This window comes from Streptomyces sp. NPDC002835, from assembly GCF_053591995.1.
On the sequence record NZ_JBSFUW010000014.1, the window covers coordinates 149,672 to 171,581 of the forward strand.

Annotated in this window: 19 protein-coding genes and 1 riboswitch; of the genes, 1 reads left to right on the top strand and 18 read right to left on the bottom strand. The window is 72.0% G+C overall.

Features of this window, described 5'->3' with window-relative positions:
• Position 1: 1 nt before the first annotated feature.
• Positions 2-160: riboswitch (cyclic di-AMP (ydaO/yuaA leader) on the bottom strand.
• Between the two features lie 302 nt (positions 161-462).
• Positions 463-2,577, bottom strand: coding sequence for an alpha-galactosidase (locus ACWD01_RS17955; RefSeq protein ID WP_451162814.1), 2,115 nt, complete (start codon positions 2,575-2,577; stop codon positions 463-465).
• A gap of 206 nt (positions 2,578-2,783) precedes the next feature.
• Here ACWD01_RS17955 and ACWD01_RS17960 point away from each other — a divergent pair, with 206 nt between their 5' ends.
• Positions 2,784-3,596, top strand: a complete 813-nt coding sequence (locus ACWD01_RS17960; RefSeq protein ID WP_451162816.1) for a tyrosine-protein phosphatase — start codon at positions 2,784-2,786, stop codon at positions 3,594-3,596.
• 45 nt (positions 3,597-3,641) lie between these two features.
• Here ACWD01_RS17960 and ACWD01_RS17965 read toward each other — a convergent pair whose 3' ends face one another.
• The 17 genes from ACWD01_RS17965 to ACWD01_RS18045 form a co-directional block, all read right to left on the bottom strand.
• Complete coding sequence (locus ACWD01_RS17965) at positions 3,642-3,815, bottom strand: DUF6126 family protein (RefSeq protein ID WP_451162885.1); 174 nt, start codon at positions 3,813-3,815, stop codon at positions 3,642-3,644.
• Positions 3,815-4,417 (bottom strand): helix-turn-helix domain-containing protein, encoded by a 603-nt coding sequence (locus ACWD01_RS17970; RefSeq protein WP_451162818.1) that lies wholly within the window; start codon positions 4,415-4,417, stop codon positions 3,815-3,817. Before ACWD01_RS17970 ends, ACWD01_RS17965 begins: the two co-directional genes overlap by 1 nt.
• A gap of 78 nt (positions 4,418-4,495) precedes the next feature.
• On the bottom strand, positions 4,496-5,890 hold the full coding sequence (locus tag ACWD01_RS17975; protein ID WP_451162820.1) for an aspartate aminotransferase family protein: 1,395 nt from the start codon (positions 5,888-5,890) through the stop codon (positions 4,496-4,498).
• A gap of 41 nt (positions 5,891-5,931) precedes the next feature.
• The gene (gene hpnH / locus ACWD01_RS17980) at positions 5,932-6,951 is read right to left on the bottom strand and encodes an adenosyl-hopene transferase HpnH (RefSeq protein ID WP_451162822.1); all 1,020 of its coding nucleotides are present in this window, start codon (positions 6,949-6,951) and stop codon (positions 5,932-5,934) included.
• Between the two features lie 5 nt (positions 6,952-6,956).
• Positions 6,957-7,601 (bottom strand): phosphorylase family protein, encoded by a 645-nt coding sequence (locus ACWD01_RS17985; protein WP_451162824.1) that lies wholly within the window; start codon positions 7,599-7,601, stop codon positions 6,957-6,959.
• Entirely contained in the window at positions 7,601-9,625 is a 2,025-nt protein-coding gene (gene shc, locus ACWD01_RS17990) for a squalene--hopene cyclase (protein WP_451162826.1), read from the bottom strand. Before shc ends, ACWD01_RS17985 begins: the two co-directional genes overlap by 1 nt.
• A gap of 171 nt (positions 9,626-9,796) precedes the next feature.
• On the bottom strand, positions 9,797-10,915 hold the full coding sequence (locus tag ACWD01_RS17995) for a polyprenyl synthetase family protein (RefSeq protein ID WP_451162828.1): 1,119 nt from the start codon (positions 10,913-10,915) through the stop codon (positions 9,797-9,799).
• Entirely contained in the window at positions 10,912-12,291 is a 1,380-nt protein-coding gene (hpnE, locus tag ACWD01_RS18000) for a hydroxysqualene dehydroxylase HpnE (RefSeq protein ID WP_451162887.1), read from the bottom strand. The genes ACWD01_RS17995 and hpnE overlap by 4 nt, the downstream gene beginning before the upstream one ends.
• A gap of 184 nt (positions 12,292-12,475) precedes the next feature.
• The gene (hpnD, locus tag ACWD01_RS18005) at positions 12,476-13,426 is read right to left on the bottom strand and encodes a presqualene diphosphate synthase HpnD (RefSeq protein WP_451162830.1); all 951 of its coding nucleotides are present in this window, start codon (positions 13,424-13,426) and stop codon (positions 12,476-12,478) included.
• Complete coding sequence (gene hpnC / locus ACWD01_RS18010; RefSeq protein ID WP_451162832.1) at positions 13,423-14,331, bottom strand: squalene synthase HpnC; 909 nt, start codon at positions 14,329-14,331, stop codon at positions 13,423-13,425. The genes hpnD and hpnC overlap by 4 nt, the downstream gene beginning before the upstream one ends.
• A gap of 439 nt (positions 14,332-14,770) precedes the next feature.
• Positions 14,771-15,565, bottom strand: a complete 795-nt coding sequence (locus tag ACWD01_RS18015) for an ABC transporter ATP-binding protein (protein WP_451162834.1) — start codon at positions 15,563-15,565, stop codon at positions 14,771-14,773.
• A complete protein-coding gene (locus ACWD01_RS18020; protein ID WP_451162836.1) occupies positions 15,558-16,487 on the bottom strand; it encodes an ABC transporter permease in 930 nt (309 codons plus the stop codon). Before ACWD01_RS18020 ends, ACWD01_RS18015 begins: the two co-directional genes overlap by 8 nt.
• 88 nt (positions 16,488-16,575) lie before the next feature.
• On the bottom strand, positions 16,576-17,460 hold the full coding sequence (locus ACWD01_RS18025; protein WP_451162838.1) for a glycosyltransferase family 2 protein: 885 nt from the start codon (positions 17,458-17,460) through the stop codon (positions 16,576-16,578).
• On the bottom strand, positions 17,457-18,236 hold the full coding sequence (locus ACWD01_RS18030) for a CDP-alcohol phosphatidyltransferase family protein (RefSeq protein WP_451162840.1): 780 nt from the start codon (positions 18,234-18,236) through the stop codon (positions 17,457-17,459). Before ACWD01_RS18030 ends, ACWD01_RS18025 begins: the two co-directional genes overlap by 4 nt.
• Positions 18,214-19,275 carry an iron-containing alcohol dehydrogenase family protein gene (locus ACWD01_RS18035; RefSeq protein ID WP_451162842.1) on the bottom strand — a complete coding sequence of 354 codons (1,062 nt, stop codon included), beginning with the start codon at positions 19,273-19,275 and terminating at the stop codon, positions 18,214-18,216. The genes ACWD01_RS18030 and ACWD01_RS18035 overlap by 23 nt, the downstream gene beginning before the upstream one ends.
• On the bottom strand, positions 19,263-20,012 hold the full coding sequence (locus ACWD01_RS18040; RefSeq protein WP_451162844.1) for a phosphocholine cytidylyltransferase family protein: 750 nt from the start codon (positions 20,010-20,012) through the stop codon (positions 19,263-19,265). The genes ACWD01_RS18035 and ACWD01_RS18040 overlap by 13 nt, the downstream gene beginning before the upstream one ends.
• A complete protein-coding gene (locus ACWD01_RS18045) occupies positions 20,009-21,823 on the bottom strand; it encodes a DUF5941 domain-containing protein (RefSeq protein ID WP_451162889.1) in 1,815 nt (604 codons plus the stop codon). Before ACWD01_RS18045 ends, ACWD01_RS18040 begins: the two co-directional genes overlap by 4 nt.
• Positions 21,824-21,910: the final 87 nt, after the last annotated feature.

A 21,910-nucleotide genomic window follows, 5' to 3' on the forward strand; every position in this document is an offset into this window, starting at 1 on the left:
GCGCATTCCTCTCCGGCGCCTACGAGGTGAGCTGTCGGGTTCGGGCTGGAGATGCCCGGTCGCACTGCTTGTACGACTTCACCCCAAGCCGTCCGGTTTTCCCGGAATCGGCGTACTACCTGGGTCCCCCGCTCCTGCCACACGTGGGTGGGTTCGAATTCCGGGCGGCGGCAGGATTAGGCGTTCCGTCCGGATTGAGCGTGACCGTAGGCGAGTCGGGCAGTCGTGGACAAGCGAGGATTTTCCACGATCAATGCAGAGCCCGATATCACCGGGGATTTCCGGTCACCCTCCGTGGACGACGGTCCTTCAATTGCCTTGCCGGTTACGGAATTGGCCCGCCGGTCCCGGCCACACAACGTCACGAATATGACGCTGCTCACCAGCCGGGGACCATCTCCCCCGCTTACGGGGCACGTTATGCCGAACCAGCCAATTCGGACAGAAGAAGCATTTGGCCATCTAGTGCCGCACTACGACCGCGGTCCACGCCCGCCTGAGCCGGATCACGGTGGCGTCCATGTCACCCTTCAGTCCGGTGTGCAGTCCGTGGTGCAGCAGCACCGCGCCCCGATGGACCGCTCCGGTGTCCACGCACGCGTAGGCGGCGGCCGGGTCGAGGCCGCGCAGCCGGAGCGCCGGCGGCCGCTCGCCGTACCGCTGCGCCTCGAGCAGCGCGAGCACGACCGTCTCGTCGCCCCGGACGTACTGCACGGCGCTCAGCCCGCCCTCCGGGGCCCGCAGCCGGTACAGCTCCCCGTGCTGGACGAGCGGCCTGATCTCCTTGTAGAGCCGGATCCAGTCAGCCGCCTCCGACAGTTCCGCCTCGCTCCACTGTGCGAGGTCTCCCCCGACGCCCAGTACCCCGGCCATGGCGCTGACGAAGCGGAAGCGCAGACTGCTCCGGCGGCCGTTGAGCTGGGCGTTGGGGCTGTCGGTCACCCAGGCCGCCATGACCCGGGCCGGGTGCAGCTGGCTGAAGCCGTGCTGGACGGCGAGCCGGTCCAGCGGGTCCGTGTTGTCCGAGGTCCACACCTGGTCGGTGCGGCCGAGGACCCCGAGGTCGATCCGGCCGCCGCCGCCGGAGCAGGACTCGAAGGCGACGCCCGGATGCGCGGCCCGCAGCCGGTCCAGCAGGGCGTAGAAGCCCTCGACGTGCCCGGTCCACAGCTTCTGCGGATACGGCTCCCCCGGCCAGCCCGCGTCGGTGAAGCAGCGGTTGAAGTCCCACTTCACATAGTCGACGGGCGCGCCGGACAGCAGGGCGTCGAGCTGCTTCCACAGATGCTCCCGGACGTCCTCGCGCGCGAGATTCAGTACGAGCTGGTTGCGGAATTCGGTGCGCGTGCGTCCCGGATGGTGCTGCACCCAGTCGGGGTGGGCGCGGTAGAGGTCGCTGTCCGCGTTGACCATCTCGGGCTCCACCCAGATCCCGAACCGCATGCCGAGACCGTGGACTTCGCGGGCGAGCGGCGCGAGGCCGCCGGGGAAGCGGTCCGGGTTCGGCGTCCAGTCGCCGAGTCCGGCGCGGTCGCTGGTGCGCCGCCCGAACCAGGCGTCGTCCACGACGAAAAGCTCGACGCCGATCCCCGCGGCCAGCCGGGCGAGGGCCAGCTGCTGCTGCTCCGAGATGTCGAAGCCGGTGGCCTCCCAGGAGTTGTAGAGCACCGGACGCGCCTCCTGGGCGCCGGGGATCACATGGGCGAGCTGCCAGGCGTGCCACGCCCTGCTGGCGCCGCCGAACCCGCCGTCGCTCCACAGCCCCGCGAAGACGGGCGAGGTGTAGGTCTCCCCCGGCGCGAGCAGTACCAGCCCGGAGTCGTCGTGACCGGCCCCGCCGGTGATCTGTACGCATTTGTCCGGGAGCTGCTGTACGGCGATCCGCCACGATCCGGACCAGCCGAGGGCGCAGCCGTACACCTCGCCGCGCTCCTCGGTGGCGCCTTCCGCGTCCAGGGCCACCCAGGGCAGGTGCTGGTGGCCGGTGTGGCCGCGCCGGCTGCCGATGATCTTCTCGCCGTAGCTGATCTCGGAACGGACCAGCCGGGACTCGGCGGCCCAGCGGCCGTGCAGCTGGGAGAGCCGCCATGCGTCCCGGTGCGGCAGCGTCCAGGCGGCGGCGTCGGCCCGGAGCAGTTCGAGGTCCGGCCCGGCGCCGTCGTGGGCGACGGTGGTCCAGCGCTCGATCACGTCGGAGTCGTCGCGCATCCGGTAGTGCAGCGTCAGGCCGAGGCCGACCTGTGCGTCGGTGAAGCGCAGCCGCAGCTCGTCGTCCTCCGCGGCCCAGCCGGCGAAGGCCCATTCGGTGCCGCGCACGGACTCGGTTCGGACCGACAGCGCGGGGCGGACGAACCGGGGGCCGCCCTCGACGGGGTACTCCTCGCGCCCGTCGAGCTGGGACTCGAACGGCCAGTACGGCGGCGGCCCTTGCGCCGCCAGCGCCTCGGCGTCGGCGGCCGTGATGCGGGCGCCCCAGTGGAGATGGACGAGCTCGTCGGCGTCGGTGAGATGGAATGCGTAGCTGCTCGCGGGCCCGGAGAGGATCCACGTACGCCCGTCGCTCAGGTTCTCGATCATCTCGCCCCTCAGATACTCACAGTCCCACACAGACTCGAACATCATCGGCCGTGCGGGGCGCCCGGGGCAACGCCGGGAAGTAGGGAGTCTCACCAACGCCCGCCAACAGTGGACAAGATGATTGCCCGATGAATGCGTGTCGTATGGTCGAAGGCCGCGCCGTCGTCGGCGAGCAGCGCCGGCCACCGCCCCCCGAAGGAGTCCACGTGACGCAGCAGCTGCCGCAGACGACCTCGTCAGAGCCCGAACTGTCCGGGGTGCGCAACTTCCGCGACGTGGGCGGACTGCCGACCGTGGACGGACGGCGGGTGCGGTCCGGCAGGCTGTTCCGCAGCGGGCACCTGGCGCACGCGACCGAGACCGACACGGCGTTCCTGTCGTCCCTCGGCCTCCACACGATCTTCGACTTCCGCAACGCCGCCGACCAGCGGCTGGAGGGGCCGGATGTCGAGCTCCCCGGCGTGCGCAATGTGAATCTGCCGCTGAGCGACCCGGCGGACGGGGCCGAGTTCTGGAAGATGGTCCGCGACGGCAACCTGGACCAGCTGAAGGCCATCCTCGCCGACGGCAAGGGCGCCGGTCGCATGATCGACTCGTACCGGATGATCATCACGGAGCGGACGGCGGAGCACAGCCGGGTGCTGCACGCCCTTGCCGAGGACAGCGTCCCGGCCCTGATGCACTGCGCCGCGGGCAAGGACCGGGCCGGCCTGTCGATAGCCGTCTCCCTCCTCGCCGTCGGGGTGGAGCGGGACGCCATCGAGGCGGACTACCTCAAGTCCAACGACCCGCACCGACGTTACAAGATCCGGCGCGGCGACGGCTCGCCCGACGCGATGTCCCCCGAGGTGATGGAGCTGCTCAGCCCGCTCTTCGACGCCCGCGCCGAGTATCTGGCCGCGGCGTTCGACGCCATCGAGCAGACCTGGGTCACGACGGAGCGCTATCTCGCCGAGGGCCTGCGGCTCGCCCCCGAGACGCGCGAGCGCCTGCGGGATCGGCTTGTCGAGCAGGGCTGAGCCGAGGGCTGCGGTTCCTGCCGGGGGCCACTGGTTCGGCCGGGGCTACTGGTTCTGGCCGCCGACCAGGAAGAGTAGATAGAGGAAGCCCGCGATGACGTGGCCCGCGATCAGATAGACGAAGAGCCGGATCACCAGCCCGCGGGGGAACCGCTCCTCACGCGGGCTGTCGCCGGCGGAGCCGCGCCGGTCCAAGGGGTCGTGCGACATGTCGTGGATCACATTCCTTGCCGGTCGGATGAGGGATGCAGCTCGGGCGCCTGCAGCAGAGTGTGGACGAAGAGCAGTTCCGCGCCTTCCGGCGACAGCGCCTCGATACGGTGCGGTGTGAGCGAGTCGAAGTGCGCGCTGTCGCCGGGGGCCAGCTCGTGGGCGGCCTCCCCGAGACTCAGCCGCAGCCGTCCCGCGACGACGTGCAGCCACTCCTCGCCGGGGTGCACCCGCACCAGATCGCCCTGGACGCCGTGGGGGACGAACACCCGCAGGGCCTGCATGGCCCGTCCGGGGCTGCCCGCCCGGTGGTAGTCCCAGGAGCCGGCCGCCACCGGCTCGGGGCGGCGGCCGCGGATGACGGGTTCCCGCTCGGACGGCTGCTCGCCGAGCAGCTCGGCGACCGTCGTACCGTAGATACGGGCCAGGGCGAGGAGCATCGGCAGCGAGGGCTGCCGCAGCCCCGTCTCGAGCCGGGAGAGGTGCGCGGGCGAGAGGCCGGCCCGGTGGGCCGCGGCCTCGAGGGTGAGCCCGCGGCGGCGGCGCAGTTCGCGCAGCCGGGGCGCCATCTCGGGCAGGCCCCCGGCCGCCGGGTCGGCGGAGGTGGTCATGCGTCCATTGGGCCAGAGCATTGCCCCTGAGGCAACTTTCTTGCCTCAGGGGCAAAAGCCCGCCGCCTCCCGGAAGAGTCAGCGGTTGGCGACCGCCTGCTTCATGAGGGTCTTGCCGAAGTCCCACATCAGACCGCCGCTGCCGTGGGCGTCCTCCATCACAGCCGTGAAAGCCGCCACGAAGCGGTCCACCTCCCGCTCGCCGATGATCAGCGGCGGGATCAGCTTGATCACCTCCATGTGGTCGCCGGAGACCTGGGTGAGGATGCGGTGCTTCTGGAACAGCGGAACCACCACCATCTGCGCGAACAGCCCCTTGCGGGCGGCCTGCAGCACGGTCCAGCGGCTGCGCAGCCTGATCGACTCCGGGCGGCCGAACTCGATCCCGATCATCAGCCCGCGCCCCCGCACCGCGTGCAGCAGCTCGTACCGGTCGACCAGGGCCGCCAGCCGGGAGCGGAGCAGTTCACCGGTCACCCGCGCGTTCGCCACGACGTGCTCGTCCTCCAGCACGGACAGCACGGCGAGGCCCGCCGCCATCGCCTGGGCGTTGGCGCCGAAACTCGCCGAGTGCACCAGGACCCGGTCCATCGACGAGTAGACCTTCTTGAAGATCCAGTCCCGGCCGATCGTGGCGCCGACCGGCACATAGCCGCCCGACAGGGCCTTGGCCACGCACACGAGGTCCGGCTCGACGCCGGCCTCGTACTGGAAGCCGTAGAAGTCGCCCGTGCGCCCCAGGCCCGTCTGGACCTCGTCCACGATCAGCAGGGCCTTGTAGGTGTGCAGCAACTCCTGGGCGGCGCGCAGGAATCCCGGCGGGGTGGCGTGCACGCCCTTGCCCTGGACCGGTTCGACGACGAAGGCCGCCACGTCACCGCGCACCAGCTCGCGCTCCAGCGCGGCGAGGTCGCCCATCGCGATGGCGGTGTCGGGCAGCAGCGGGGCGAAGCCGTCGCGGAAGCCCGCCTCGCCGTTGACCGACAGCGCGCCCGTCGTCAGCCCGTGGAAGGCGTGCGAGCAGTACACGACGCGGGGCCGGCCCGTCGCGTACCGGGCGAACTTAAGCGCCGCCTCCACCGCCTCCGCCCCGCTGTTGCCGAAGTACACCCGGTCCAGGTGCGGGGTCTGGGCGAGCAGCTTCTCCGCCAGCAGCCCGGGCAGCGGCTGGCAGTCGAAGCGGGTGAGGTCGGCGAGCGAGGCGTCGAGCACGTCGTGCAGGGCCTTGCGCACGACGGGGTGGTGGCGGCCCAGGCCCATCACCCCGAAGCCCGCGAGCATGTCGAGGTAGTCGTTGCCCTCGGCGTCGTAGAAGTAGGCGCCCTCGGCCCGGGTGTAGACCTTGTCGAACCCGAGGGTGCGGAGCATGCGCGGCAGTTGGTGGTTGAGGTGCCGGGCGTGCAGCTCATAGCGCTCACCGCCGCGCCGAGCCAGCAGGTCCGCCAGGTCGAAGCCCTTGGGCTGCTCGGTCATTCCTCGCCCCTCCTGATCAGTCGTCCGCCGTGGCGGGTCGCTCACCGGCCGCCGGAGACCGTCTCGCGGGCGGCCCGGAGGGACTCCTTGAGCGAGCCCATGGTGGCGAGCACGGCGGTGGGTTCGTAGCCGCAGTGGGCCATGCAGTTGGCGCAGCGCGGGTCCTTGCCGCGGCCGTACTTGTCCCAGTCCGTGTCCTCGACCAGCTCGCGGTAGGTGGGGACGTAGCCGTCGCTCATCAGATAGCAGGGTCGCTGCCAGCCGAAGAGCGAGTAGTTGGGGATCGCCCAGGCGGTGCAGGGGAAGTCGGCCTTGCCCTCGAGGAAGTCGAGGAAGAGCGGGGAGTGGTTGAGCCGCCAGCGCCGCCGGTTGCCGCCGGCGAAGGCCTTCTTGAACAGCTCCCTGGTCTGTTCGACACCGAGGAAGTGCTCCTGGTCGGGGGCCTTCTCGTAGGCGTAGGCGGGCGAGATCATCATCTCGTCGACCTTGAGGTCGTCGTTGAGGTAGTTGAGCACCTCGACGACGGTCTGGGGGGTGTCGGTGTTGAAGAAGGTCGAGTTGGTGGTGACCCGGAAGCCGCGGCGCTTGGCCTCCTTGATCGCCTCGACCGCCTCGTCGAACACGCCCTCCTTCGCCACCGACTCGTCGTGCCGCTCCCGCAGCCCGTCGATGTGCACCGCGAAGGCGAAGTACGGGGAGGGGGTGAACTTCTCGATCTTCTTGCGCAGCAGCAGGGCGTTGGTGCACAGGAAGACGTACTTCCTGCGGCGCACCAACTGGCGGACGATCTCGTCGATGTGAGGGTGCATCAGCGGCTCGCCGCCGGCAATGGAGACCATGGGGGCGCCGGACTCCAGCACCGCTCCGACCGCCTGCGCCACCGGCATCCGCTGCTTGAGCACCCCCGCCGGATGCTGGATCTTCCCGCAGCCCTCGCAGGCGAGGTTGCAGGCGTACAGCGGCTCGAGCTCGACGATCAGCGGGAACTTCTCGCGCTTGCGGAGCTTCTGTTCGAAGAGATATGTCCCGACCCTGATGGTCTGGCGGAGCGGCATGGCCATCTGGCTCACCTCCTGGGGAGCAGCAAAGAACGGTGCCATTCGGAAAAAGCGGGCATGACGGCACGAAGGACACGGAAGGCCGATATTCCACCGCGAAGCGTGCCGATACGTACCAGTTCGTGTTCCGGGGCGTCCACGACCACCCGTACGGCGGCAACCGGGCGCGGTCCGGCCTCCAAGGCGCTGTTCAGTGTGGCCGCGGACTCCATGTCCGCGGCGATCGCGCCCGTGGCCAGCAGGCGCGCGCGTTCGGGACCGCGTACGACGTGGTCGACGCCCATCAGCGGTCCGGTGTGCACCGTGCGGCCAGGGACGGCCCTGGCGACGGCCTCGACCAGCAGGTCCGTGTGGGTGCAGGCGGTGGGCGTCCCGTCGAGCCTCACCTCGTCCACGACCACCAGGTCCCCCGGGTGCATTCCGGGCGCCAGTCCCGCGCAGAAGCCGGACGCGACGACCGCCGCGTCCGCGAGGGAGCCCGTCCCGCAGGCCGCGCGCACGGCACGCCCCGCGTTGACCGGCCCCATCCCGGTGCGGAGGATCGTCACGTCGCCCGCGGCGCCGCCGGCGCGCAGGGCCAGCTTCTCGATGCCGAGCGCGCAGGCGATCAGCAGCGGGACGGCGGAGCCGGCCGGCTCCCGGGTGTCCCCCATCAGCCCCCCTCACGGGCGCCCGTACGGCCGGGGAGCTGCTCCCCGCGCACGTAGCGGCCGAGTGCGGTCAGCGGGAACACCTGCCGGTACAGGTGGTAGTTGATGGAGAAGTCCCACGGGAAGCCGGTGCCGGTGAAGTACGGCTCGTCCCAGGAGCCGTCCGCCTGCTGGGTCCGGGCCAGCCAGGCCACGCCCCGCTCGACCGCCTTGCTCTCCCGCTCCCCCGCCGCCAGCAGGGCGAGCAGCGCCCAGCCGGTCTGGGAGGCCGTGGACGCGCCGTGGCCGATCGACTTCTCCTCCCGGTAGGAACGCAGGTCCTCGCCCCAGCCGCCGTCCTCGTTCTGCACCGACTCCAGCCAGCCGACGGCCCGCCGGATCGCCGGGTGGGAGACGGGCAGCCCCGCCGCCGTCAGGGCAGGCACCACCGCCCCCGTCCCGTAGACGTAGTTGACGCCCCACCGGCCGAACCAGGCGCCGCTCGCCTCCTGTTCGGCGAGCAGCCACCGGATGCCCCGCAGGGTGCGCGGGTCCTGGGCCATGCCCTCGTGGGCCAGCATCTCGACGACGTGCGCGGTGACGTCCGCCGACGGCGGGTCGATGACCTCGCCGAAGTCGCAGAACGGCAGCCGGTTGGGGAACGGGCTGGTGTTGTCCGCGTCGAACGCGGCCCAGGCGCCGTTACGGGACTGCATGCCGAGGTTCCAGCGGGTGGCGCGCGCCACGGCGGCGTCGAGCCGCTCCGGGTCCGGATGCCGCACCCGCCGCAGGGCGAGCACCACCTCGGCGGTGTCGTCGATGTCCGGGTAGTTGTCGTTGTGGAACTCGAACGCCCAGCCGCCCGGCCCGACTCCAGGCCTGCGCACCGCCCAGTCGCCCGGCCGGACGATCTGCTCGCTGAGCATCCAGTCGGCCGCCTTCACCAGCGCCGGGTGGTCGGCGGGCAGTCCGGCGTCGGCGAGGGCGATCACGGCCAGGCAGGTGTCCCACACCGGGGACTGGCATGCCTCGATCATCCGGACGGGCAGGCCGTCCTCCTCGTGCCACACGGCGAACCGGTCCAGCGACTCCAGCCCCGCCCGCATGACCGGGTGTTCGAGGTCGTAGCCGAGCAGGCGCAACGCGATCACCGAGTACACGGCCGGGGGCTGGATGCCGCCCCAGCAGCCGTCGTTCTCCTGGCGCTCGACGATCCAGCGGGCCGCCGCGTTCATCGCGGTCCGGCGCAGCCGGCGCGGCGCGACCTTCCGGTAGGCGTGCAGTGCCTTGTCGGCGCGCTGGAAGAAGCCGTCCCAGCTCGCCGCGGGCGCGAGTCGCCTGCCCGGGTCGGGCCGGGCGGGGTCGGTGTGCAGCTCCTCCAAGGCGAAGGGCGCGGGCCGCACCGGCCGCTTCGCGGAGACGACGGTGAGCGGCACGATGGTCTGCCGTGCCCAGCAGCCGAAGTCGTAGATGTTCAGCGGGAACCACTTGGGCAGGAAGATCAGCTCGGGCGGCAGCTCGGGCAGGGCGTCCCACTTCCACCAGCCGAACAGGGCGAGCCAGATCCGGGTGAAGACCCGGCTCGCGGCGATGCCGCCCCGGCTGCGGACCCAGGAGGCGGCGCGCCGCATGTGCGGGTCGTCCGGCCGGTCGCCGGCCAGCCGTAGGGCGACGTACGCCTCGATGGTGGTGGACAGGTCGCCCGGCCCGCCGTAGAAGGTCGCCCAGGTGCCGTCGTCGCGCTGCTGCCCGCGGATGAAGCGGGCGGACGCCTCGACGGTCGCCGCGTCCTGGATGCCGAGGAACTGCCGCAGCAGCAGGTCCTCCGCGTCCATGGTCACGTTGGTCTCGAGGTCGCCCTTCCACCAGCCCTGGGCGTCCTGCCGTGCGAGCAGATGCTCCACGGCGCGTTCCGCGGCCCGGCCGGCCGCGTCCCGTACGTCTTCTCCCGGCCCGGTGGTCCGGGGGGCGCTCGTAGGAGTGGTTCCGCCGGCAGTGGCAGCGCCGCCCCGCAGGGGCCCGCTGCTTCCGTCGGTCGTCGCTGTCATGTGTCTCCCCTTCGTGGCAGTGGTCTCTGCTGAGCTGGGGTCTGACGTCGGCCGGTGACACGAGAGGGTCACCGGCCGGCGACGCGCTTCATATGGTGCGGCTGCTGCTCCGGTAGGTCCTGGGCCGTGCGGAGCACGGCCTGGCGGCGGCGAGGACGGTGACGATGGTGATCATCTCTTTCGTACGACGACGAAGTCCGCGAGCGCGACGAGCTGCGCGCGGACCCGTTCCGGCATGTCGACACGGCTGAGGGCCTCGATCGCGACGGCGTGCTGCCGGCGGGCCTCCTGGGAGGTCCACTCCCGGCCGCCGGCCTCCTCGATCAGAGCCGCCCGGGTGGCGAACTCCTCCTCGGAGAAGCTGTCGAAGTCGCTGATCTTGGCGTCGGCGGCGAGCAGTGCGCCCAGCCGCTCGGAGGCCGGGCCGCCGGCGGCGAGCGCCGCGACGACCGGCAGGGACTTCTTGCGCTGGCGCAGGTCGCTCCAGGTCTGCTTGCCCGTGGCGACCGGGTCGCCCCAGATGCCGAGCAGGTCGTCGACCGCCTGGAAGGCCAGGCCGAGGTGGTGGCCGTACGCCTCCAGCGTGTCGGCCGTCTCGTCGTCGGCGCCGCCGAGCACGGCGCCGATGGAGACGGCGCAGGCCAGCAGCGCGCCGGTCTTGTTGCCCTCCATCACCAGGCACTCCTCCACGGTGACCCGCTCGCGGTGCTCGAAGGAGATGTCCTGGGCCTGGCCGTCGATGAGCTTGCGGGTGGCGGTGGTGAGCCGGCGGGTGGCCCGCCCCGCCTCCACGGTGCCGATCTCCAGCAGCACCTCGTTGGCGAGGGCGAAGAGCGCGTCGCCGACGAGGATCGCCTGCGCGGGTCCGTGCACCTTCCAGACGGTGTCGCGGTGACGGCGCTGCTCGTCGCCGTCCATCAGGTCGTCGTGCAGCAGCGAGAAGTTGTGAACCAGTTCGACGGCGACCGCGCCGGGGACGCCGACCTCGGGCGCCGCGCCGGCGGCCTCCGCCGACAGCAGCGCCAGCGCCGGGCGTACGGCCTTGCCGCCGTCGCCGTCGGACGGCCGGCCCTGTGCGTCGATCCAGCCGAAGTGGTAGGCGGCGACGGTGTCCATGGGCGGCGCGAGCCGGTCCACGGCGGCGCGCAGCACCGGCGTGGACAGGGTCCGTCCGCGCTCCAGCAGCGCGGAGATGTCGACGCCCTCCGCGCTCTGCGCGGTGTCGTCAGCCGGATACGCCGAGTGCACTGTCGGCACGCTTTCTCCTCTGGTTCCAGTACTGGTGCTCACGCCGCCTCCTCGAGCGGATGTACATGGCGGCGGCCGAGCGCGGAGAGCGCGGCGGCCGCGGCACTGAACCCGCTGCGGACCGCACCCTCCATGGTCGCAGGCCAGCCGGTGGCAGTCCACGCGCCAGCAAGGTACAGGCCCGGAGCCCGAGTTGGGGCATCCGGTCGCAGCCTGCCGACGCCCGGAGACGGGGCGAACGTCGCCGTCCGCTCACGGGTGACGAAGAAATCCCGCACTCCGGCGCCGCGGGCCGCGGGCAGCAGCCGCTCCAGTTCGGGCAGATACCGCTTCCGCAGCACGGACACGGGCTCGTCGATCTCGTCCTCCGCGGCCGACTGGGACACGGCCAGATACTGGCCCTGGTTCGCCCCGGACGCCTCCGTGCGGTCGAAGACCCACTGGACGGGGGTGCCGAGAGCGGCGAAGAAGGGGCGGCGCAGCACCTTGCGGTCGTAGTGCACATGAACGTTGAGGATCGGAGCGGTGCCGATGTCGAGCAGCCGGTCCGGGTCCTCCAGCGCGCCGTCCGGGAGCAGCGCGTGGGCCTCGCGCTGCGGTACGGCGAGCACGACGGCGTCGGCGTCGAGCTCCTCGCCGTCCACCGCGACCTGCCAGCCGCCCTCGGTCGGGGTGATGTCCCGTACCCGGGTGGACAGTTCGGTGCGGACACCGGCCGAGTCGAGGGCCTTGCGGGTGAGCGTGTCGTGCAGTTCGCCGAGGGGCACCCGGGCCCAGCCGATGTCGGCGGCGCCCGGGTCGGAGAGCAGCCCGGTCTTGAACACCATCGCGGCGAGCCCCATCGACGCCTGCGGCGCCCTCGCGTTGAGCGTCGCCACCCCGACGAGGTCCCACAGGGCGGCGACGGCGCGCGGCGACTGGCCGTGGCGGCCGAGCCAGGTCGCGAAGTCGATGCCGTCCAGCGCCGGGTCGGCCGGGTCGAGCCTGCCGAGGGCGAGCGCGGCCCGCCCGACGCCGGCGCGCTCCTTGAGGCTCAGATGCGGATAGCGGGCGAGGCTCGCGCCGAGGTGCAGCGGTACGGGCAGCGCGCTGCGCCGCAGCCGGCCGAGCCGGGGCCCGCGCCTGGCGGCCACGTCGAGCACGGGCACGTCCAGGCGGTCCTGGACCGGGGCGAGATGAGCGCCGTCGATCCGGTCGAGGAACCAGCGGTAGGCGGTGCAGCAACGCAGGTACACGTGCTGGCCGTTGTCCACGGTGAGCTCCCCGCGCCGGAAGGAGAACGCGAGCCCGCCGAGCCGCGGCCGTCCTTCGAGCAGCGTGACCCGCACGCCGGCGTCGGCAAGCTGCAGCGCGGCGGTGACCCCGGCGATCCCCCCACCGACGACCACGACGTGCCGCGCGGCCGCACTGTCGGACATGGTCATACCCTCGCCTCCCTGCCCACTACGGCCCCGCCCTGCGTGCGACCCCACCGGCCACCAGCGGCTCCACCGGCGGACGAACGAACGGCACCGGCCCGCTGCCCGGACCCGGTCCGCGCGGCGGGCGCCGCGCATCGCAGGGCCGGCCCGGTCCAGGCCAGGGGCGGTCCCGGGCGGGGGGTCATCGGGGGCCGCCGTGGGGACGGCGGGCGATGAGGCGGGCGTCGAGGCCCGAGAGGCCGCGAACGGCGACGTACGCCTTTTCGCGGCCCGGCAGGGAGACCCGGCCGCGCAGCACCGCCTCCGGCTCGCGTTCGATGCGGTCGAGGAGGCGGCGGTAGATGCCGGCCATCGCCGCGACGCACGCGCCGCTGCGCCGGTCGAGCATCGGCAGCAGGCGGTAGCCCTCGGCGAACAGGGCCCGTGCGCGCCGGACTTCGAAGTGGACGAGGCCGGTGAAGTCGGCGCCGGGCGGCGGGACCGTCGCGCGGAAGCCGTCGGAGCAGCCGAACTTGGCGAGGTCGTCCGCCGGGAGGTAGGTGCGGCTGTTGGCCGCGTCCTCGGACACGTCCCGGAGGATGTTGGTCAGTTGCAGCGCGAGCCCCAGCGTGTCGGCGTACTCGGCGGCGCGCTCCGCCCCGCGCGCGCCGGGCTGGGTGCCGAACACGCCGAGTGAGAGCCTGCCGATCGCGCCCGCGACGCACCGGCAGTACACCTTGAGGTCGTCCCAGGTCTCGTACGTCGCGCCGCGTACGTCCATCAGTACGCCGTCGATGAGTTCGTCGAGGCCGCCGAGCGGCAGGGGGAAGCGGCGGGCGGCGTCGGAGAGCGCGACGGCGACGGGGTCGGTGTCGTCCTCGTCGACGGCGCCGCTCCTGACGCGTTCGAGCAGGGCGCGGGTGCCTTCGAGGCGGTCCTGCTTGGCCTGCGGCGTCAGCGTGCCGTCGCCGATGTCGTCGACGCGCCGGGAGAACGCGTACAGCGCCGACATCGCCTGGCGCTTGTGCGCCGGCAGCAGCCTGATGCCGTAGGCGAAGTTACGGGCCTGCTGCCCGGTGACGGCCTCGCAGTAGCTGTACGCGGCCTGCACCGGCGCGGGCACCACGGTCGGTCCCTCCATCGTCCGGCTCATCCCTCTCTACGCGCTCTTCGCAAGACGGCTGCCACTTCACGCAGCAGATGCGGCCTGGTGGCTCTGGGCGGCCCGGGCAGCACATCATGTCCGGCCGCGGCGATCGCCGCGAGCGCGGCACGCCCGCCGGCGACGAATCCCGCCAGCAGCAGCCGCAGTCTGCCTTCGACGCTGCCGACCAGGGGCGTGCCCTCGTCGAGCAGTGCGCGGGCGCGCCGCGCCTCGTGGGCGACGAGGGCGCGCACCGACGCGTTGGCGGTCGGCGCGGCCAGGTCGGCCTCGGTCACGTGGAAACGTTTCATGTCCTCGGCGGGCAGGTAGATCCGGTCGCGCGCCAGGTCCTCCGCGACGTCCTGGAGGTGCTCGACGATCTGCAGCGCGGTGCAGATCGCGTCGGAGCGGCGCACTCGCTCGGGGGTGGTGGTGCCGGTGATGCCGAGCACCAGCCGGCCCACGGGGTCGGCGGACAGCGCGCAGTAGGCGGCGAGGTCGCCGTACGTCTGGTAGCGGCGGACCTGCTGGTCCTGCCGGTTGGCGGCGATCAGCCCGAGGAACGGCTCCGGGGTGAGCGAGCAGCGGTCGATCGTGGGGCGCAGCGCGCGCAGCAGCGGGTGCCGGGGTGCGTCGCCGGCGGGGGCGAAGACCCGGCGCAGGTCGGCCTCGAAGGCGTCGAGCAGGGCGAGCCGGTCGTCGGCCCGGTCCGGCGGGACGCCCAGGTGCCGGGCGTCCGCGCCGCCGGGCGCGAGGTCGCCGTCGCCGATGTCGTCGACGAGGCGGGCGTAGCCGTAGACGGCCATGAGGTCGGCGCGCCAGGCGCGGGGCAGGAAGAAGGGGGCGACGGGGAAGTTCTCGTCGGCCGCCTTGTCGAGGGTGGCGCGGGCGGGGGCCTGCGCGGCGCCCGTCACTGGGCGCTGCCGGGAGCGGGGTACGGCGCACCGCCATGGGCGGGGACGGCGCAGCACTCCCGGAGCTGGAGATTTCCCGTCATGGCCGTCACATCTCCCGTTCTACACTGCCGACGCAATACATCTCATTTCGGACACGCCGCAGCACGCTGCGCCCCCATGTCCATCGCGCGGCGGCGACGGACTCGGCCGGTCGGACCACGGCATATCACCCGAGTTGCCGCGTTCAGTACCGGTACAGCTTACGTTGCACAACGCTCCGCGACGCCCCCGGGTGGCCGCGCATCGGCGGAGCGCGGCCTTCCGGCCCAACCTCCCCGCGCGGTGCGGAACTTGACCGTACCTTGACCAACCGGCCCGGCGCGCGCAGCCACACACGGACGCGGCGCACAGGAAGGCCCCCGCCGCGGCGGGGGCCCGGCCGTCCGTGCGGAGGCGGCTACTTGCCGGTCTCCTTCTCGTACGCCTTGATGACCTCGTCGGTCGGACCGTCCATCAGCAGCTCGCCCTTCTCCAGCCACAGGACGCGGTCGCAGGTGTCCCTGATCGACTTGTTGCTGTGGCTGACCAGGAACACGGTGCCGGCCTCCTTGCGGAGCTCCCTGATGCGCTGCTCCGAGCGGATCTGGAACCGGCGGTCGCCGGTGGCCAGCGCCTCGTCGATCATCAGCACGTCGTGGTCCTTCGCCGCGGCGATGGAGAAGCGCAGCCTGGCCGCCATGCCGGAGGAGTAGGTGCGCATCGGCAGGGTGATGAAGTCGCCCTTCTCGTTGATGCCGGAGAAGTCGACGATGCCCTGGTACCGCTCGCGGATCTCCTCGCGCGTCATGCCCATGGCCAGGCCGCCGAGTATGACGTTCCGCTCGCCGGTCAGGTCGTTCATCAGCGCCGCGTTGACGCCCAGCAGCGAGGGCTGGCCGTCGGTGTAGACCTTGCCGCTCTCGGTCGGCAGCAGACCGGCGATGGCGCGCAGCAGGGTCGACTTGCCGGAGCCGTTGCTGCCGATCAGGCCGATCGCCTCGCCCCGGTACGCGGTGAAGCTGACGCCCCGCACCGCGTGGACCTTGCGCACGCCGCGCGACTCGCCCTTGTCGCGGCGCAGTATCCGGCTCAGCGCCGCCGTGGCGCTGCCCTTGCCGCCGCCGCCCGCGTTGACGCGGTAGACGATGTGCACGTCGTCGGCGATGACCGTCGGGACGCGTGCTCCGGCCCGGTTGTCCTTGTTCTCAGCCACGGCCGTACCGCTCCTCAGCCTTCCAGAAGTACACGAAGCCCGCGAAGCCGATGAGGACGGCCCAGCCCAGGGCCGTGGCCCACACGTGCGAGGGCAGATACCCGGAGCCGTAGTCGTCGATCAGCGCGAACCGGATGAGGTCCATGTAGACGGCCGCCGGGTTGTACTGGAGCACGTCCGCGATCCAGGCCGGCTTGTCGGCGAGCATCACCGGGATGGAGAACATCACGCCCGATGCGTACAGCCACGTCCGCATGACGAACGGCATCAGCTGCGCGAGGTCGGGCGTCTTCGAACCCAGCCTGGCCATGATCATGGCAAGGCCGGTGTTGAACACGAACTGCAGGGCGAGCGCCGGGAGCACCAGCAGCCAGGACAGCGCCGGGTAGCTGCCGAAGCCGATCACGATCGCCAGCAGCACGATCATCGAGAACAGCAGCTGCTGGAGCTGCTGGAGCGCGAAGGAGATCGGCAGCGACGCCCGTGGGAAGTGCAGGGCCCGCACCAGTCCCAGGTTGCCCGAGATCGAGCGCACGCCCGCCATGACCGAGCTCTGGGTGAAGGTGAACGCGAACACGCCCGTCACCAGGAAGGGGATGTAGAGGTCCATCGCCATCCCGCGGCTGGTCTTCAGGATCACCCCGAAGATCACCAGGTAGACGAACGCGTTGAGCAGTGGCGTCGCCACCTGCCAGAGCTGGCCCAGCTTGGCCTGGCTGTACTGGGCGGTCAGCTTCGCCTGCGAGAAGGCGATGATGAAGTGTCGCCGGCCCCAGAGCTGTTTGATGTACGGGACCAGGCCCGGACGGGCACCGCTGACCGACAGCCCGTACTTGGCTGCGAGCTGCGACGGGGACAGGCCGTCGTCGGGCGATGGTACGGAACTCATCGCGACGGCGCCGTCATGGGTTGTGTCACTCACAAGTTGAAACTTTCGTGTTCAAGATGCGCGGCAATTCGGGGCGCGGTCTCACCGGCCTGTGGTCCCGATGCTCTCAGAGCCGAGCATGTCAGATGACAGGAGGTCGGCCCAGCCTGGTGAGACGCCACACCGTACGCCATCTCATCGGGCGGCGCGCTCCGCACGGGGTGCGCCAGCCCTCCGCGAAGCCGCCGAACCAGGCCTTCAGCGCCGGGAGCGACGGGCGGCGCAGCAGGGTGAGCAGGATCCACACCGCCAGGTAGACGGGGATCAGCGGCGCGGGCAGGTTGCGGCGCGCGACCCAGACCCGGTTGCGGGCCACCATGCGGTGGTAGACCGCGTGCCGGGACGGGGGCATCGTCGGGTGGAGGAGCAGCATGTCGGCGCGGTACTCGATGGACCAGCCGGCGTCCAGCGCGCGCCAGGCGAGATCCGTCTCCTCGTGCGCGTAGAAGAACTCGTCCGGCAGTCCGCCGACCTCGGCCAGGACCTTGGTGCGCACGGCGTTGGCGCCGCCGAGGAAGGTGGTCACCCGTGAGGAGCGCATCGGGTCGGAGGCGCGCAGCCGCGGGACGTGGCGGCGCTGGGTGAGACCGGTCTCCGGGTCGGCGATGCGGAAGCTGACGATGCCGAGCCCCGGGTCCGCCTCGAAGGCCTCGCGGACCAGCCGGGCGGTGCCGTTGTCGGGCAGCAGTCCGTCGTCGTCGAGGAAGAGCAGGACGTCGACGTCCGAGCCGCCGGGCCCGAAGGCCTCGATGCCGACGTTGCGGCCGCCGGGGATGCCCAGGTTCTCCGGCAGCTCCACGGTGCGCACACCGGCGGGCACGTCGGTCACGGGGGCGCCGTTGCCGACGACGACCACCTCGATCGGGTCCCCGTCCTGCTTGGCGACAGAGTCGAGGAGGGCGCGCAGTTCGTCGGGCCGGGTCCCCATCGTGATGACGACGGCGCCCAGCTTCAGCGAGGACGTCATTTCAGCCTGCTCGACACCAGGACGGAGACCAGGTGCAGCAGCGTCTGGAGCAGCGCGATGCCGGCCAGCACGGCGACGCCGAGGCGGGTGAAGAACAGGTCGCCCCGCAGCTGGTCCAGAACGGCCAGCACCACGATGAGCAGGGACGCCTCGATGCCGAGGATCAGCCGGTGGAACTTGAGCGCGGCGGCCGCCCGGCGGGCGAGCGCCACCCCGGACGAACGCGGCTCGGCCGCCGACTCCTTGACCGGCGGCAGCCCGCCCTGGTGCCGGGCGACGCCGACCAGGTCGGTCTCCGCCTTGATCAGGATCGCGCCGAGCGCGGCCAGGGTGCCGAGGAAGGCCCACAGCCAGTCGATCCGGCCGGTGCCCCACAGGTCCGCGGCGCGCAGGCCGAGGCCGACGAGCACCGCCGCGTCGCACAGATAGGCGCCGACCCGGTCCAGATACACGCCGGAGAGCGAGAACTGCTTCTTCCAGCGGGCCACCTCGCCGTCGACGCAGTCGAGCAGCAGATAGAGCTGGACCGCGACCACACCGAGGACGGCCCCCCATATGCCGGGCACGAGCAGGGCCGGAGCGGCCAGCACGCCGGCGACGGTCATCACATAGGTCAGCTGGTTCGGCGTGACCCTGGTGGTGACCAGGTGACGGGTGATGCGCAGGGAGATCTCTCGCATGTAGAGGCGGCCGCCCCAGTGCTCACCACTGCGCCGGTCCTTCACACCCGGGGGGTGAACGACCGGGCGGAGTTCAGCTACTGATGGTTTTGGCATAGTCGGCGTACGCGTCCCTGATCTGGTCGTGGGTGAGGTCGAGATGCTCGAGGATCGTGAAGCGGCCCGGGCGGGTCTGCGGCGCGTACTCGACGGCGCGCGCGAACTCGTCCGGCGTGAACCCGATCTCCTCCGGCAGCACGGGCAGCCCGTGCCGGCGCAGCACGTCGGCGAACAGGCCCGCGTCGTCGACCGCCCCGCGCAGATGCATCGCGAAGGCGGCGCCGATCCCGCACTGCTCGCCGTGGCTGGCGGCGCGCTTGGGGTACAGCAGGTCGAAGGCGTGGCTGATCTCGTGGCACGCGCCGGACGACGGGCGGGAGTCGCCGCTGATCGACATGGCGATCCCGGACAGCACCAGGGCCTCGGCGAGCACGGTGAGGAACTCGTCGTCGCCGACGCCGCCGGGGTGGCGCAGCACGGACTCGCCCGCGGTGCGGCCCATGGCCGCGGCCAGGCCGTCGACCTGCTCCCCGGTGACGCGGTGCGAGAGCTCCCAGTCGGCGATGGCCGAGATGTTGGAGATCGCGTCGCCGATGCCGGAGCGGACGAACCGCACCGGCGCGTCACGGATCACGTCGAGGTCGATGACCATGGCGATGGGCGTCGGGACACCGTAGGAGCCGCGGCCGTTGTCGTTGTCGAGCGTCGAGATCGGGGAGCACAGACCGTCGTGCGAGAGGTTGGTCGCGACGGCGACGAGCGGCAGCCCGACCCGCGCCGCGGCGTACTTCGCCACATCGATGATCTTGCCGCCGCCGAGTCCGACGACCGCGTCGTACCGCTTGCCCTTGATGTCGTCGGCCAGCTTGACCGCGGCGTCGATGGTGCCGCCGCAGACCTCGTACCAGTCGGCGCCGGGCAGCGTCGGGGCCATCTCGGCGCGCAGCTTCTGCCCGGAGCCGCCGCTGACCGCGAAGGCGAGCCGGCCGGAGGCCGAGATCCGCTGGTCGGCGAGGATGCCGGCCAGGTTGTCGAGGGCGCCCGCGCGGATGTCGACGACGACCGGCGAGGGGATGAGTCGGGTCAGTACTGGCACGCGATCTCACGGCCCTTCGCGAGGTCGTCGTGGTTGTCGATCTCGACCCACTTGACGTCGCCGATGGGCGCCACGTCGATGGTGAAGCCGCGGTTGACGAGCTCCTGGTAGCCGTCCTCGTAGTAGAGGTCGGGGTCGCGCTCGAAGGTGGCCTTGAGGGCGTCGGCGAGGTCGGCGGCGGCCTCCGGCTCGATGAGCGTGACGCCGATGTACTCGCCGGTGGCGGTGGCCGGGTCCATCAGCTTGGTGATTCGCCGGACGCCCTTGCCGTCCGCGGTGATGACCTTCATCTCCTCGTCGGCGAGGTGCTTCACCGTGTCGAGGGCGAGGATGATCCGCCGGCCGTCGCCGCGGGCGGCGAGGAGCGTCTTCTCCACGGAGACGGGGTGCACGGTGTCGCCGTTGGCGAGGATCACGCCCTGGGCGAGGACGTCACGGGCGCACCACAGGGAGTAGGCGTTGTTCCACTCCTCGGCCTTGTCGTTGTCGACGAGGGTGAGCTTGAGCCCGTACTTGGCCTCCAGCTCCGCCTTGCGCGCGTACACGGCCTCCTTGCGGTAGCCGACGACGATCGCGGCCTCGGTGAGCCCGATCTCCGCGAAGTTGCCGAGCGTCAGGTCCAGGACCGTGGCCGAGCCGTCCCCCGCGGGGTCCACGGGCACGAGGGCCTTCGGGAGCGTGTCCGTGTAGGGACGCAGACGCCGTCCTGCACCGGCTGCCAGTACGAGGCCGATCATGCGGGTTCTCCTTCGTCATGTACGGCGGGTGCCTGCGAGGACACCCAGAAGCGGAGGCTCTCCACCAGGACCACGAGGGCCACGGCCGAGGCGAGGAGCGTCAGCGCGAGGGTGAAGTCCGTGGTGGCCGGCAGGAGGGCGAGCAGCGTGACCGCGAGGACCCGCCCCTCGTGCCCGCCGATCGTCCGCACCAGCCAGTGCGGGGGCGCTCCGGTGCCGCCGCGGATGCGGTACACCGTGTCGTAGTGATGGTAGGCGACAGCCGCAATCAGCCCGAAAGCCGCGGGCAACGCGCCGTTCACCCCCGCGTGGGCGGCGAGCACGAGAATCGTGCCGTACTCGGCGGCCCGCAGGACCGGGGGGACGAGCCAGTCGAGGGCGCCCTTCAGCGGCCGGGCGACGGCGACTCCCGAGGTGACCGCGTAGACGAGCGCGGCGGCCACCGTCCAGACGCTGCCGAAGCCGGTGAACGCGGCGGTCGCCACGAGCGCGGTCGCACCGGCCGCGGCCGCCGCCAGGGGCGCGGCGCCCGGCAGCCGCCGGGCGCGGCTCGCCGAGGCGCGGGCCACGGCCTCGGCCAGCGGCCCGGAGTCCGCGAGGTCGGCGAGCGCCTGCGCGGCACGGTCGGTGCGGTGCGCCCTGCGGGTCAGCGAGCGCAGCACTCGGCCGGCCGTGGTGTAGCAGGCGGCGAGGGAGCAGCCGACGAGCAGGGCGTAGAAAACGACGCGCGGAGTGGCCACGGCCGTGAGCACGGCGATCATGGCCCAGCGTTCGCCGATCGGGAGCACTATCATCCGGCGCAGCCAGACCGTCCAGCCGACGCTGTCGAGCTTGCTGGAGAGGGCCGCGGTCGGACTTGTGTTCGCGGTGGCGTCGTGGTTCGCCTCGGTGAAGGAGAAGTCCACGACGTGCCGGCAGGTCTGGAGCACCATCGCGCCGAGCGCGAGCGCCCACACGTCGTCCCCGCCGCGCGCCGCGCCGAGCGCGAGGCCGGCGTAGTAGGCGTACTCCTTGGCCCGGTCGAAGGTCGCGTCGAGCCAGGCGCCCAGCGTCGAGTACTGCAGCGAGTAGCGGGCGAGCTGCCCGTCGGTGCAGTCCAGGACGAAGGAGAAGAGGAGCAGCAGTCCGGCCGCGACGAACCCGGGGCGGGTGCCGGTTGCCGCGCAGCCCGCCGCGACCAGCGCGGTGAGCAGGGACGCGGTGGTGACCTGGTTCGGGGTCAGTCCGCGGCGGGCGCACCAGCGTGCGAGGTAGCGGGAGTACGGGCTGATGCAGAAGGTGGTGAAGAAGCCGTCGCGGGCCTTCACCGCGGAGCGCAGCCGTACCGCCTCGTCGTCGACGGCCTCCACGGCGGCGCGCGCCCGGTGGCGCGCCTCCGCCTCGGAGGGCACGGCGGCGACCAGTGAACCCAGCTCGGGGCGGTGCACGGCAACGCCCCGGGCCTCGAGCTCGGCGACGACGCCGTCGACCACGCCGTCACCGGCCACGGCGCCCGCCCCGGCGGGCACGGTGGCGGAGACCGCCCGTACCGCGCCGGTCAGCGCGGCGCGGGCGGCCGGCTGGGCGGTGAGCGCGCCGGTGACGGCGGCGGTGGGGAATCTCGGGTCGGTGAGCGCCAGCCGCAGGGCGTGCACATGGCCGACGAAGCGGGGGTCGACCACGGCGACGCGCTCGGCGCCGGGCACGGCCGCTATGAGGGCGGCGGTGTGCTCGGGACCGTTGGCTACCCGCACGTCGAAGCCCAGCGACCGCAGATCGCCCTCGAGCGACGATCCGGGTACCGGCGGACCGGTGAGGATGGCGGTCGACAGACGAACTCACTCCTTGGAGCTGAGGATGCTGGAGCACGGCGCCCGGCCCGGCAGTGGGGCGGCGGCGCGTCGGCTGAGGCTATCCGA